General features: G+C 58.0%; 14 protein-coding genes. 8 read left to right on the forward strand and 6 right to left on the reverse strand.

All coding sequences use genetic code 11. The annotated features are described in order from the left end of the window. Positions 1-34: 34 nt before the first annotated feature. Together MHX53_RS11495 and MHX53_RS00570 are read left to right on the forward strand one after the other, a co-directional pair. Complete coding sequence (locus MHX53_RS11495) at positions 35-163, forward strand: hypothetical protein (protein WP_257994557.1); 129 nt, start codon at positions 35-37, stop codon at positions 161-163. Between the two features lie 182 nt (positions 164-345). Next, on the forward strand, positions 346-657 hold the full coding sequence (locus MHX53_RS00570; RefSeq protein ID WP_239270882.1) for a hypothetical protein: 312 nt from the start codon (positions 346-348) through the stop codon (positions 655-657). Positions 658-726: 69 nt separating this feature from the next. On the opposite strand, the gene MHX53_RS00575 is transcribed toward MHX53_RS00570, so the two are convergent. The 3 genes from MHX53_RS00575 to purS form a co-directional block, all read right to left on the reverse strand. After that, the gene (locus MHX53_RS00575) at positions 727-1,863 is read right to left on the reverse strand and encodes a DUF6882 domain-containing protein (protein ID WP_239270883.1); all 1,137 of its coding nucleotides are present in this window, start codon (positions 1,861-1,863) and stop codon (positions 727-729) included. Positions 1,864-1,928: 65 nt separating this feature from the next. Then, positions 1,929-2,687, reverse strand: coding sequence for a phosphoribosylformylglycinamidine synthase subunit PurQ (gene purQ / locus MHX53_RS00580; protein WP_102238947.1), 759 nt, complete (start codon positions 2,685-2,687; stop codon positions 1,929-1,931). Further along, positions 2,684-2,941 (reverse strand): phosphoribosylformylglycinamidine synthase subunit PurS, encoded by a 258-nt coding sequence (gene purS, locus MHX53_RS00585; RefSeq protein WP_102238948.1) that lies wholly within the window; start codon positions 2,939-2,941, stop codon positions 2,684-2,686. The genes purQ and purS overlap by 4 nt, the downstream gene beginning before the upstream one ends. Before the next feature lie 145 nt (positions 2,942-3,086). Between purS and MHX53_RS00590 the strand changes: the two genes are divergently transcribed. Then, on the forward strand, positions 3,087-3,614 hold the full coding sequence (locus MHX53_RS00590) for an ankyrin repeat domain-containing protein (RefSeq protein WP_102238949.1): 528 nt from the start codon (positions 3,087-3,089) through the stop codon (positions 3,612-3,614). A gap of 81 nt (positions 3,615-3,695) precedes the next feature. Here the strand turns inward: MHX53_RS00590 and MHX53_RS00595 are convergent, their stop codons facing one another. Both MHX53_RS00595 and MHX53_RS00600 read right to left on the reverse strand, forming a co-directional pair. Then, positions 3,696-4,682 (reverse strand): HNH/ENDO VII family nuclease, encoded by a 987-nt coding sequence (locus MHX53_RS00595; protein ID WP_102238950.1) that lies wholly within the window; start codon positions 4,680-4,682, stop codon positions 3,696-3,698. Between the two features lie 68 nt (positions 4,683-4,750). After that, positions 4,751-5,458 (reverse strand): cell wall-associated hydrolase, encoded by a 708-nt coding sequence (locus MHX53_RS00600; RefSeq protein ID WP_102238952.1) that lies wholly within the window; start codon positions 5,456-5,458, stop codon positions 4,751-4,753. Between the two features lie 145 nt (positions 5,459-5,603). On the opposite strand from MHX53_RS00600, the gene MHX53_RS00605 reads away from it, so the two are divergent. Both MHX53_RS00605 and MHX53_RS00610 read left to right on the forward strand, forming a co-directional pair. Further along, the gene (locus MHX53_RS00605; protein ID WP_102238953.1) at positions 5,604-6,074 is read left to right on the forward strand and encodes a hypothetical protein; all 471 of its coding nucleotides are present in this window, start codon (positions 5,604-5,606) and stop codon (positions 6,072-6,074) included. Positions 6,075-6,153: 79 nt separating this feature from the next. Further along, a complete protein-coding gene (locus MHX53_RS00610; protein ID WP_102238954.1) occupies positions 6,154-6,756 on the forward strand; it encodes a hypothetical protein in 603 nt (200 codons plus the stop codon). 82 nt (positions 6,757-6,838) lie between these two features. Here the strand turns inward: MHX53_RS00610 and purD are convergent, their stop codons facing one another. Then, positions 6,839-9,094 carry a phosphoribosylamine--glycine ligase gene (gene purD, locus MHX53_RS00615; protein WP_239270884.1) on the reverse strand — a complete coding sequence of 752 codons (2,256 nt, stop codon included), beginning with the start codon at positions 9,092-9,094 and terminating at the stop codon, positions 6,839-6,841. A gap of 69 nt (positions 9,095-9,163) precedes the next feature. On the opposite strand from purD, the gene MHX53_RS00620 reads away from it, so the two are divergent. Genes MHX53_RS00620 through MHX53_RS00630 form a run of 3 tightly spaced genes read left to right on the forward strand, consistent with a single transcriptional unit; the run spans position 9,164 to position 12,062 of the window. Next, positions 9,164-10,204, forward strand: coding sequence for an asparaginase (locus tag MHX53_RS00620; RefSeq protein WP_239270885.1), 1,041 nt, complete (start codon positions 9,164-9,166; stop codon positions 10,202-10,204). Next, complete coding sequence (locus tag MHX53_RS00625; RefSeq protein ID WP_239270886.1) at positions 10,201-10,563, forward strand: sterol carrier family protein; 363 nt, start codon at positions 10,201-10,203, stop codon at positions 10,561-10,563. Before MHX53_RS00620 ends, MHX53_RS00625 begins: the two co-directional genes overlap by 4 nt. 56 nt (positions 10,564-10,619) lie before the next feature. Continuing rightward, positions 10,620-12,062 (forward strand): aldehyde dehydrogenase family protein, encoded by a 1,443-nt coding sequence (locus MHX53_RS00630; RefSeq protein WP_239270887.1) that lies wholly within the window; start codon positions 10,620-10,622, stop codon positions 12,060-12,062. Positions 12,063-12,100 lie beyond the last annotated feature (38 nt).

Below are 12,100 nucleotides of genomic sequence, written 5' to 3' on the forward strand. Positions count from 1 at the left end.
GTTACGCCAACAACTCCTGACTGCCCCTCAAGGCATGGCCACAATCCTTGAACGCAACTTCACGGCGTGGAACCAAAACGAATTCGCAGAAGGCCAGATTCACCCGGTGAAATTCTTGCCACACGACACGAGCCGAGTGTGGTTCGTCGAAAAGCTGGGGTAGGACTGTAGGACTAACGGCCGAACGAGCCCATTTTCCTTAACTGCGCAAATCAAAGTTGTCGCAAACAGTTCCATCGGTGCGAAAAGTGTACGAAACTTGATACGAGCCCGTTCTGTGACTCATGCGCACAGACCGGTCAAGTCACCTCGATCACGCAGTAGGAATTTATGTAGGAGTCCACCGTGAGTATGTCGTTCCCTATATTCCTGATCCTGGCACTCGGGATTGTTTTTGGGCTAGCAGTCATTATCGTCGTTGCCATTGTGGTGATTGTGACGTCCAACAAGAAGCGCAATGCTAACTCTCCACAACAACAGCACGTTCACCCACCGCAGGTGCAACAGCACGGCAGTGCTCCCCAGCACCAGGCGAATCAGCCACAGGTTCACCCGTCAAACCCCGCACAGCCACAGATGAATCAGCCACACGTGAACGGCACCAACACCCAACCCCCGAGCTTCAACAAGGGCGGACAAGGTAACAACCCTCAATAAAAGCAAACGCTATTAAGAGGGCCGGGCATGCCCACCACAGTGGCATCCCCGGCCCCTCATCACGCGACTTTAGCGACCAAACAGCCGGCCAAAGAAGCCCTTCTTTTTCTTCTTCGGCTTCTCTGGCTCAGGCGCAGGCTCTTCTTGAACCGCAGGTTCTTCTGCGGGCTCGGCCTCGCGCTGAGTGACAGGTTCGGGCTCTGCCTGAGTGGTGGCCGGTTCTTCGACGACCTCGGGCTCTGCCTGAGTGGCAGCCGGCTCTTCGACGACCTCGGGCTCTGCCGGAGCGGCAGGCTCCGGGACGGGGACGTCCCCGACGGGTTCGTCTTCCACGGCAGCTGTCTGTGGGAGTACCTGGTCTGCGGAGTCTTCCGCGCCCGAGGTGACACTCGGCTCTGGCTGGGGAACCACCTCGGCGGTGGGGGCCTGCGACTCCTCAACCGGAGGTGCGTCCTCAACCTCAACACGGACCAACTGGGGTTCAGCAACACCGGCGGTGCTGAGTTGCTCCGCGGCCTCATCACTGAGCGGCTGGGTCACTTGGCAATTGGTAAGACGGTTGAGAGAGTCGAACGTGAGGTCAGCTGAACCGTCTTTCAACAGCATACGCAAGCCTTCGCCGTGCTCAATGACGTGGAAGCCACGCAGGCGTCCGTACTCTTCGATAGCCGTGCGGTGGTTGGGGATATCGGTGACAGACAAGCCCGCGGCCAAAGCCTTGACAACCGGCCGGATTTCAGGCTCACCCAACTGCAGCTGCGGGGCATCTACAATGAGCCACGCGGTCGCTGGTCCCACAGGAAGCGGGACGTGGAACAGGTGGCCGGTAATGACCTTTGCGGCGATGATCATGCGCAGGGCTTGGTCGTCGTGCGTGTCGAATTCGGGGTCGGTGAGTTCTGGGATCTGGTGTTCAGCCCCGTATTCGCGCACTTTGCGAGAAAGTGCGATCGCGGGTTCTTTCCAGTCGTTATCTGGCGACCAACCCCAACGGAAGGAGCCGTAGTTGGAGTCGGTGGACCCAATCATGTGGGGGCGACCGGTAAACCCATGCTCACCGGACAGCTCGATGAGAGGAGCGTCTGAAAAGTCCACATTCCAGTCGTAAACGGAGTTGGCGGTGGTGCGTTCAAAAACCCACTGAGCTTCCGTTGAGATGAACACGCCTGAGACAACAAGGTCTGTGAGTGCTGGACTTTCTTTCATGGTGTCCTTCCTGGTTGACGCTCGGGTGAAGTGTGTCGTTCGAGGTCCGGGTTAGGTGCGCGGGTTTACGCCCGGGTCAGGTGTGCAATGACCGAGGTGAAGAACCCCTGTCCGTCAACACCTGCGCCCATGTCGCGTCCAACGGCCGAACCGAACCCAGCTTCGACAGCGTGTTCGGGGTGCGGCATGAGGCCAACGACACTACCTTGAGCGTTCGTGATACCGGCGATGTCGCGTTGGGAACCGTTGGGGTTGAAGCCCTCGTAGCGGAACACAACCCGGCCTTCAGCTTCAAGTTCGTCAAGCGTGCGCTGGTCAGCCTGGTAGCTTCCCTCACCGTTCTTGAGTGGAACAGTGATGACCTGGCCCTGCTCAAATGAACTGGTCCACGCAGTGTTCGCGTTTTCTACCCGCAGTTTCTGGTCACGGCAAATGAACTGCTGGTGGTCATTACGCACCAGCGCACCGGGGAGCAAGCCCGATTCGCACAAGATCTGGAACCCGTTGCAAATACCCAGAACCGGCAGGCCGTCTTTAGCCGCGTCGACGATCGCTTCCATGATGGGCGAACGTGCAGCGATTGCCCCGCAACGCAGATAGTCGCCATAAGAAAACCCGCCGGGCAAAACAACCGCGTCGACCGCTGCCAAAGCGGTGTCAGCGTGCCAAAGCGGGACGACCTCGGGACCGGAAAGCGCCACAGCGCGCGCAGCGTCACGGTCATCTAGCGAGCCAGGGAAAGTCACAACGCCCACGCGGAGGCCCTGGGCTTCAGGTGCCGAGGTCGTTGAGACCGGCGCGCCAATGAGCTGATCGGTGGTCACTGGGCATCACCGGTGACTTCGTAAACGCCCACCACGTCTTCGATAACTGGGTTGGAAAGCAGGTCCTGAGCGACCTGCTTGACCTGCTCCAACACCTGTGGGGTGATTTCTTCATGGATAGTGAGTTCGAAGCGCTTTCCCTGACGAACCTCGAAACCGCTCACGCCTGAACGTTCCAGGTTCTGCGAAATTGCTTTGCCCTGTGGGTCAAGAATTTCAGGCTTTGGCATGACCTCGACGACTACACGTCCCATGGTGCTCCTTGGATGCAGGTGGGAGGCGGAAGACCCGCCACAGTTCATGTGAAGTCTATCAACCGGCGGTACTCGGTGGCAGCAGTGAGCGCGGGCGCCCCCTATAGTTGAGAATGCATACCCCCTATATCCCTAAGGAGTCATAATGGCGAGCCCGTTGTATGTTGCAAAAAAAGGAACCTTTGACGAGTTCCGTGAAGTCTTTAACGCTGAGGAACAAGATGCCACCGACATGCTCATGGCGGCCCTGACAAATCGTGATCCTGAGGCACGTGCAAGCATTTGCAATTACACCCTTGATAAAGGTGCTGATGCGGGTGCAGAAGACGAGGACCAAAACACCTTGACGGTTCTTTTGGGACGGCACCGCCACCTTGGAGAAGGCGACGGTGATCTGGTCAAGCGCCTGGTCGACGGTGGCGCGGATGTGAACTTTCGTGCGCGACTAGGGTACTTGCCTTTGCGACTGGCGGTCGAAATCCGTGTGGACGATGATGAAAAGCGTCGCCCAGTGTATGAGGCGTTGTTTGGTGCAGAAACGCTAGACCTAGAACTGCCGTCAGATAAGGGTGACCAAGAAGAGACGCTCGCACAGTGGTTGCGGATGATCGTTGACGACCAGCCGGATGATTTTAAAGTGCTTGACGAATTCGTGAAGGCCAAAGGCTACTGAGCGCTGTAAGCGAATACACGTTTAAAAATGTGGGAGGGTGCGCACTGCATGTGCGCACCCTCCCACCTTTACTGCTCATGGCTATTGGTCGGATTTGTCTTCGTCTCTACCGGAGCGGTTTCGTTTGTCGTCTTCGACTTTATAGTTGTTCGGATCGCGGTAGATCTCCAAAAACTCTTCGCGACTGATTTTGCCCGACAAGTAGTCACGGTGCGTCTTACGGTATTCTTCGCCTGGGAGATGCCCCATGTCCCATTTGCCCTGACGGCTTTCTCCCGGTTTCCATTTCACCGACCTCCAATTTCCTTGAAGGTCGAGGACGTAGATTTCGTCTTTCTCGAGTTTCTTGGGGACAAACCCGTTGTGGTCCTTTTTTAGCTTCCCGTCCTTGATGTCTTCCAATTGCTGGTCACGTGACTGCTTCCAGACGGTTTCAACTTGGCCAGATCCATAACTTGGCCTGTCGTTTGGTTTTGAGTTCGGAACCTTATTTCCATCCTTGTCATAGATGGTTCCGTCCTCTCCTTTCACAAAAGGGCCCTCAAAGCCTTGCGGACTCACGTCAACGGGCTCACCCTTGACCGGGCCTTTCTTTTTGCCTGACTTGGAGCTGTCTTTGCTGTCCTTCTTCGAGTCGCCCTTGGACCCGCTCTTCTTGCCGGAGTCCTTGCCCTTGCCCGAGCTGTTGCCGGATTTCTTTCCTGAACTCTTGTCAGATTTTTTGGAGTCCGAGCTCTTGCCCTTTGCACTCTTGGCTTCCGGTTTGGATTTGCCGTCAGTTTTGCCTGACACCAATGGGCATTCTCCCGCAAGAACAGTGGCTGAGCCAGGTGCTGACACTGTAGCTACAAGCGGGGGAGTAGGTGAGGCGCTTTCCGCAGAGTAATGGTCGGCTCCATGGGTGACCTGGCAAATTACCTTGGCCATCCCGTCTGAAATGAGGCCCTTAATCGGCGTAGAAATAATGCCGGCTATAACAATGGCTGCAATGACTGCGATGCCTATGTATTCAATGCTTCCTTGGCCCTTTTGGGCCAGTTTTTTGGTGCGCAAAAGTAGCGATCTCATGGTGGGGATCCTTGAGTACTCGAGGGTTGATGTTTACTTACTGGGGGGGGTAAGTCTTTGGTGCGGGGTTACAACCCGTTCTTGCGATATGGGTGGTATGAGTTGTCGCCGGCGTAAGGGTATGGGACAGTTCGTGCGATTGCGCCGGTTCCTCCGGCCTGTTCAAGGACGTAGTAAGAAGTGTGCGACTCGTCCGCCCACCCGTTAAAGATGACCACGTGACCGTTGGCGCCCTCAGTGCCCGGGCCGCCCTTGAGCAGAATGTCGCCTGGCTGAAGCTCATCTTTAGGAATCGGGTGTGCTACCTGCGGGAGTGTCACCGTGCTGTAGCTGTTATCCAGCCCCCATGCCATTGAGACGAAACCTGAGCAATCTGTACGGTACGGTTTTCCGTCGGGGCCGTTTGTGTAGGCCTCCATCGAGTATGGAACACCGCGTTCTACCCACGAATTGGCGCGCTTGATGATTTCCTGACGATCTTTTGTACCTGCTGCATCAGGTTTAGGCTGATCATCGGGCAGTGGTTGGGCGTCGCTGGCCTGGACAAATGTCTTGTTGTCCTTTACGCACGTGCCGTCAGCGTGGTGAGCGCTATTCCCGGTTGTCACTTTACAAACGGATGCCCGTGTTCCAGGAACGAGTTCTTTTGCCCATGGGAAAGCGAATATGCCGGCGATAATGATAGCTACGACGACAGTAATACCAATGAATTCAACTGTTCCGAAACCGTTTTCGCTTATGTCTTGACGCTTGCGCGCCGTTGTGGCAGTCTGCATCGTGTTTTCACCTGTGGTGTACGTGGGGATAGCGAGGGAAACCGTTTTTAATGGTAGTGGTCGCTAACGTAAATGTCTTGGGTACAGGGGCCCAAGAATTGCCCAAAGCGCGTGAGAATCAGCAGACGAATGAACAGGAGAAGACATGGACTCCATACTCGACTGGTGGAAAGTTGCACTGCCCGCCGTGGCCGCAATCTACTTTGGGTGGAGATTCTTTGGTCACCGAATTCGCAACCTGTGGGACAAGAAAGCGTGGAAAGAAGACGGACACATCGTTGCCGTCGATATCAGCGTCACCAACCACGCGCGGATTAAGGGCGATTTCGCACCTCTGAACACACGCGTAGTTGCGCGGTTGAAGTCAGGCGAAATAATTGTCGATGGTTGGGCTGAAGACACCCGCTGGGTGCCCCGTGAAGTTCGGGCGCAAGTCTTCGCAAACGGAGGCCGTGTGATCAATCAATTTGAACCCAAAATCAACAGCGCAGATCCCCGCGAGCAACAGGACGCTATCCGGCAAATGAAGGAAAACTACTACAGGTACTGGTTACGTGAACCAGTGCCTGCAACGGTTTGTATGAGCAAAAGTGGGCGATGCTCAATCACCACGTGACAGTGTTAGCCTTGGCGCGAAGATGTTTTGTTTTGGCACTGGGACTACATGTCAGTAAGTCGGCTAAAGAGGTACGACCGTGAAGAAGATGAAGACGTTTACTACGCTGGTTGCTTCCGTTTTGGTTGCCACTCTGATGTCCTTGAGTGTCGCCGGATGTTCGAGTGAAGACCCCGGCGCTGTTGATAACCCGCAAGACAAAACAGACGTCTTAGAGGTGAGCTCGGGGCCACTCACCGTTACGGTGCCAAAAGACTGGGTGAAATTCGACAAAACTAGCGATCCTGAAAGCATCAAGGACCCTTGGGTTGTGGGTGCACGTGATAGTGAAACAGGGATGACCACCCAGCTCCGTCTCACCAAGAATACAGGCGAGAGTCCACATGTAGACGCTACAAATCAGGCTGTGCTGTACGGCAATGTGCTAGGAAATTCCGCCGATATTAGTCCAAAAGGGGTGGACAAGGTAGACGTCAAAGGTGCGGATGAGGCTCAGGTTGCCTATTTCGAAGTTAAAGATGCCGACGGTGACTACTGGAACGGACTTTTCATGTCCGCCGGTAACCGTGAAACTGGAAACGTTTCTACGATGGAGCTGATCAGCTTCCGTGGAGAAGGCTTTTCGCAGGATGATGCAAAAGACCTCATCGCAAACGCCACATACGACAAGAGCAAAGAGTAAACCCTAGAGGTACTTAACTCGTGCCCCTGCGTAGTGACTCCTGTGGCAGGTTTCTCCTGGGACTACCCAGGGCTCTGCAGGCTTACCCAGGGAACTTTCGCCCCGTCAGCCTCTCGAACGCCTCGATATAACGGGCACGAGTAGCCTCGACTACCTGGGTAGGAAGCTGAGGTGGTGCCACACCAGAATCTTTATCCCACCCGGACTCTTCACTGGTCAGCCAGTCCCGCACGAACTGTTTGTCAAAGCTGGGCTGCGACTGTCCTTCCACGAAACCTTCCGCATCCCAAAAACGTGACGAGTCAGGCGTCAGAACTTCGTCACCCAGCACAATTTGTCCCGTGAAGTCACGACCGAACTCAAACTTAGTGTCAGCCAAAACAATTCCGCGCTCCGCCGCAATCGACCGGGCACGCTCAAACAAGGCCAGCGTCAGCGACTTCAACGCCTCCGCATCGCTGTCGCCAAGCAGCTCAACCGTTTGGTCGAACGTGATGTTTTCATCGTGGTCACCCAATTCGGCTTTAGTCGCCGGGGTAAAGATCGCGGGCTCTAACTTAGACGCCTCGCCCAAGCCTTCGGGCAACTCGTTGCCACACACGGCCCCAGTCTTGTGGTAGTCCTTGAGCCCAGACCCGGTGAGGTGGCCACGTGCCACGCACTCAACCGGGAACATACGCAAGGGCTTGACGATCATTCCACGGCCGGCGACCTCGGCCGGAACATCAACCGTCAACACGTGGTTACCAACCAGATCAGACACCTGATCAAACCACCACGCGGTCAGGCCAGTGAGCACCTTTCCCTTATCCGGAATAGGCGTGGGAATCACGTGGTCGTATGCAGAAATCCGGTCAGACGCAACCATGAGCAAGCGGTCGGCGTCATCCATGTCCTTAGCTTCAACAGGAATGTACAGATCGCGCACCTTGCCGGAATACACGTGCGTCCACCCTGGAACCTGCGGTGCTTGCGACGCCCACCACGCCACCGTGCTGCGGGGAGCGCGCGCACCTTCCGCTGTGTTCTCAGCAACGCTTTCAACCTCGCTGGAACCTGCCACGACTGGCACCCGAATAGCACCCTGCACGGCAGCGGATGCAATGTCATTGCGGTACGATTTGCCTTCCCACGTGATCAGGTCACCAGCGCGGTACGCCAATTCGCGTGCCTCCTGCAACGAAGGCGCGTTAGCCACGACTGACAGGACACGACCACCGTTGGTCACTACCTCGCCCTGCTCGTTCACCGCGGTTCCAGCGTGCAAAACCATGACGCCGTCAACAGCGCCGGCTTCTTCCAAACCGGCAATCGGGTCACCCTTACGTGGCGACGCGGGGTAGCCCTCCGCAGCAAGAACCAAGGTGACAGAAGCGTCCCCACTCCACTCCAGATGCGAGTACTCACTCAACCGCCCCTGCGCTGCTGCAAGCAAAAGCGCGCCCAGGGGAGTCTCTAAACGCGACAGCACCGACTGTGTCTCCGGATCTCCAAACCGCACATTGAACTCAACGACCTCAACGCCGTTCTTGGTCAGCGCCAACCCGCAGTACAGCAATCCCACGAACGGAGTCCCGCGCCGAGCCATCTCATCGACAACCGGCTGCGCCACCTGCTCCACAATCTCGTCAACCAGGTGATCGGGCGCCCACGGCAGTGGCGAGTACGCGCCCATGCCACCCGTGTTGGGACCTTGGTCGCCGTCCAATGCCCGCTTGAAGTCCTGCGCGGGAGCCAGTGGCACGGCCGTGGTGCCGTCACAGACCACGAAGAGCGACACCTCGGGACCGTCCAAAAAGTCTTCGATCACCACACGGTCAGACTCTTCCAAACACGCAACCGCGTGGTTGAGGGCCTCGTCGAAGTCCCGGGTGACAACGACGCCCTTCCCGGCTGCCAAGCCGTCGGCCTTCACCACGTGTGGGGCACCAAAACGGGTGAGGGCTTCGCGGGCTTCCTGCGCCGAGGTCGCCGCCACCGACGCTGCCGTTGGCACCTTGGCGGCGTCCATGACTTCTTTAGCGAAGGCTTTCGAGCCTTCTAACGCAGCCGCTGCCTGAGACGGGCCAAACACGGCGATTCCGGCGTCCCGCAAAGCATCGGACACTCCAGCAACCAGCGGGGCCTCTGGCCCAATGACCACGAGCGACGCGTCGCATTCCTGAGCAAGAGTGGTCACCGCTTGGGGATCGGTCGCGTCAACAGGGCGGGTTTCGCACATCACGTCGATTCCCGGGTTCCCCGGGGCGGCGATCACGGTATGCACCATGGGGTCGCGCGACAAAGCGGCCACTAGAGCGTGTTCACGGGCACCAGAACCAATAACTAAAACCTTCACGCTCATAGCCTATCGTCTGGCCCCACACGTGAGAACGGGTCCGCGGTGCTGGTTCGTTAGGGTAGAAGCGTGACTACACACTCCGATTCTCAACCGTCATCTGCACGCGCGACGCTGACACTGGACCACGCGGCCGAACTCGCAATTGTTGAACGCAGTGGCTTCGTCGAGTCACGTCACGCGGGAGTCGCCGTGGTCGTGGACCCAGACGGGACGGAAGTTGTGAGCTTGGGCGATCCCACCGCCCCGGTGCTCACCCGCAGTTGCCTCAAACCGCTCCAAGCGATTGCAGTGTTGGAAACAGGTGTTGCTCTCAACGGTCCTGAACTTGTGTTGGCAAGCGCCTCCCACCGGGCCGAATCGCGCCACATCGACGTGGTTGAGCGGATGCTTCGCGAGGCCGGTCTCAGCGCTGCTGACCTGCAGTGCCCCAGTGTTCTCCCCGCCGATCCGACCAATCGCCGTCGTGTGGGGGACAATCCGTCGCCGGTGTTCTTCAACTGTTCTGGAAAACACGCCGCGTTCTTGGCAGCACAGGTCCACGCGGGCGAACCAACCGATGCGTACCTGGACCCGGACTCCTTCATCCAACAGCGAGTCCGCGAAACGGTCACCGAATACTGCGGTGAAGCCCCCGCCTTCACTGGTATAGATGGGTGCGGGGCTCCCGTCCACGCGGTGTCCCTGACCGCCCTTGCCCGAGGTGTTTCCCACGTCACCGCCGGCCGCACCCTTCCGGGTAAAAAGTTGGTGCAAGCCGTTTTGGACAATCCGTGGGCGATACAAGGTCAGGGCAAAGCCAACACGGTTGCGATTGAACAGCTGGGCGTGTTCGCTAAGTTCGGCGCCGAAGGTGTGCTGGTCATGGGAACCCGCGAAGGCTACTGCGTGGCAGTCAAAGCACTCGACGGTTCAGGCCGCGCGACAACCTTTGTGGCACTGGAACTTCTGGCACACATTGGCGCACTGGACGCCCGTGACGTGCTCAAGGTCTTACCGCACGTCACGCCAGCAATCACGGGTGGGACAAACCCCGACGGCACCACAAGAACCGTGGGAAGCATCAGCGCTGGTGCCGATCTTTACGCGGTGTTGCAAGGACACGCATGAGTATCCGTAGGCGCATCAAGGTGGAAGCTGGACGCCAAGCCTTACACGACTGGCAAGCAACCGACACCCCTGACCGCACCACTCGCGCCACGGCCGTGCGCTACAGCCTGGAGGAACTCGCAACGCGGGCGCCCGGCAACACTGTCGAAGTGCGCGTCCCGCCCTTTGGCGTCACCCAGTGCATCGCAGGCCCAACCCACACACGGGGCACGCCACCCAATGTCGTCGAAACCGACGCCGACACCTGGCTTGCACTTGTGACTGGTTCACTGACCTGGTCCCAAGCCGTGGACCAAGCTCGGGTGAGTGCCACGGGCACCCGCTCCGACCTCGGCGAATACCTACCCTTGTGGCCGTAACATGGCCGTAAACACACTGTGAAACACGCGAGCACCCGCCACACGCGGGTGCCACAATGGGCAGTATGACCCATCACACAACATCGTTCATTGCTGGTCGGCACGTCCCCTCAATCAATACGTACGCCAACATCGATCCCGCAACGGGGCGGGAGCTAGGAGAAGTCGGACGCGGTACCGCGGACGAGGTTGACCAGGCCGTCGAAGCCGCCGCGCGGGCACAGAAGGAATGGAAGACCAGCTCGCCGGAACAGCGCGCGAAACTGCTTGTCGCAGTTGGGCGGTTAATCCAGGAAAACCGCGAAAAACTGGCACGCATCGAAAGTGAAGACACCGGTAAGCCGCTCACACAGGCGTATGCGGACGTCGACGTGTGCGCTCGCTATTTCGAGTTCTACGCCCGCGCGATCGAATCCTATTACGGTCACACGATTCCGCTGGGTGACGGAATGCACGCGTACACCCGACGCGAACCTTACGGGGTAACCGGGCACATCGTCGCGTGGAACTACCCGTTGCAGCTGGTGGGCCGTGCGGTTGCCACCAGCTTGGCGACCGGGAACTGTGCTGTTGCTAAACCTGCTGATGAGACCCCGCGTACTACCGTGTTGCTCGCTGAGTTGGTTGCTCAGGCGGGGTTCCCGGTGGGTGCCTTTAATGCGGTGACAGGTTTAGGGGCCGAGGCGGGTGCGGCTTTGGCGGCCCACCCCGGTGTTGCGCACCTAGGGTTTGTTGGCTCCACCCAGACAGGGTCGCTGATTGCACATGCGGCGGCCGATCGCGTCATTCCCACTGTTTTGGAACTGGGTGGGAAGAGTGCCAACATCGTGTTCGCGGACGCTGACATTGACGCAGCAGTTCCCAGCTTGGTGCGCTCGATTGTGCAGAACGCGGGGCAGACATGCTCAGCGGGATCACGGCTCTTAGTACACCGCGGCGTACACGACCAGGTTGTAGACGCCATGGCCCAGACCATGAGCACCGTGACCGTGGGGCGCGGAACCGAAGACCCGGACTTGGGGCCACTGATTTCTGCCCAACAGTTTGAACGCGTCAACGGGTTCCTCAACCGGCTCGAAGGTGGAAGCGTGGTCTGTGGAGGGGCTGCGCCTGAAGGGCTCAGCGACGATGTGAAAGGTGGCGCGTTCTTCGCACCCACGATCGTCGACGGAGTCGACCCGGCAAGTGAAATCGCGCAGGAAGAAGTCTTCGGTCCAGTTGTAGCGGTCATGTCCTTTGACAGCGACGAAGAAGCACTGGCGCTCGCCAACGGATCCGAGTTCGGCCTAGTGAGCGCCGTGTGGACACAGAACCTTTCGCGCGCACACCACATGGTGAACAACATTGAGGCCGGCCAAGTCTTTGTGAACACCTACGGTGCCGGTGGGGGAGTGGAACTGCCTTTCGGCGGGTTCAAGAAGTCCGGTTACGGACGCGAAAAGTCCATCGAAGCACTAGACGAGTACACCCAAACAAAAACCGTTGTGATGAAGGTGTAATTGGCCAGGCGGAACGGGGCGTTCTCACCGATGATTCG

Origin of the sequence: Brevibacterium sp. ACRRH, from assembly GCF_022346365.1 — a bacterium.
Lineage (GTDB): Bacteria > Actinomycetota > Actinomycetes > Actinomycetales > Brevibacteriaceae > Brevibacterium > Brevibacterium paucivorans.

Bases quoted from the DNA above. Each gene is read 5' to 3' on its own strand.
- MHX53_RS11495 (WP_257994557.1), top strand. From the start codon at position 35: ATGGCCACAATCCTTGAACGCAACTTCACGGCGTGGAACCAAAACGAA.
- MHX53_RS00575 (WP_239270883.1), bottom strand. From the start codon at position 1,863: ATGAAAGAAAGTCCAGCACTCACAGACCTTGTTGTCTCAGGCGTGTTC.
- purS (WP_102238948.1), bottom strand. From the start codon at position 2,941: ATGGGACGTGTAGTCGTCGAGGTCATGCCAAAGCCTGAAATTCTTGAC.
- MHX53_RS00590 (WP_102238949.1), top strand. From the start codon at position 3,087: ATGGCGAGCCCGTTGTATGTTGCAAAAAAAGGAACCTTTGACGAGTTC.
- MHX53_RS00595 (WP_102238950.1), bottom strand. From the start codon at position 4,682: ATGAGATCGCTACTTTTGCGCACCAAAAAACTGGCCCAAAAGGGCCAA.
- MHX53_RS00600 (WP_102238952.1), bottom strand. From the start codon at position 5,458: ATGCAGACTGCCACAACGGCGCGCAAGCGTCAAGACATAAGCGAAAAC.
- MHX53_RS00605 (WP_102238953.1), top strand. From the start codon at position 5,604: ATGGACTCCATACTCGACTGGTGGAAAGTTGCACTGCCCGCCGTGGCC.
- MHX53_RS00625 (WP_239270886.1), top strand. From the start codon at position 10,201: ATGAGTATCCGTAGGCGCATCAAGGTGGAAGCTGGACGCCAAGCCTTA.
- MHX53_RS00630 (WP_239270887.1), top strand. From the start codon at position 10,620: ATGGGCAGTATGACCCATCACACAACATCGTTCATTGCTGGTCGGCAC.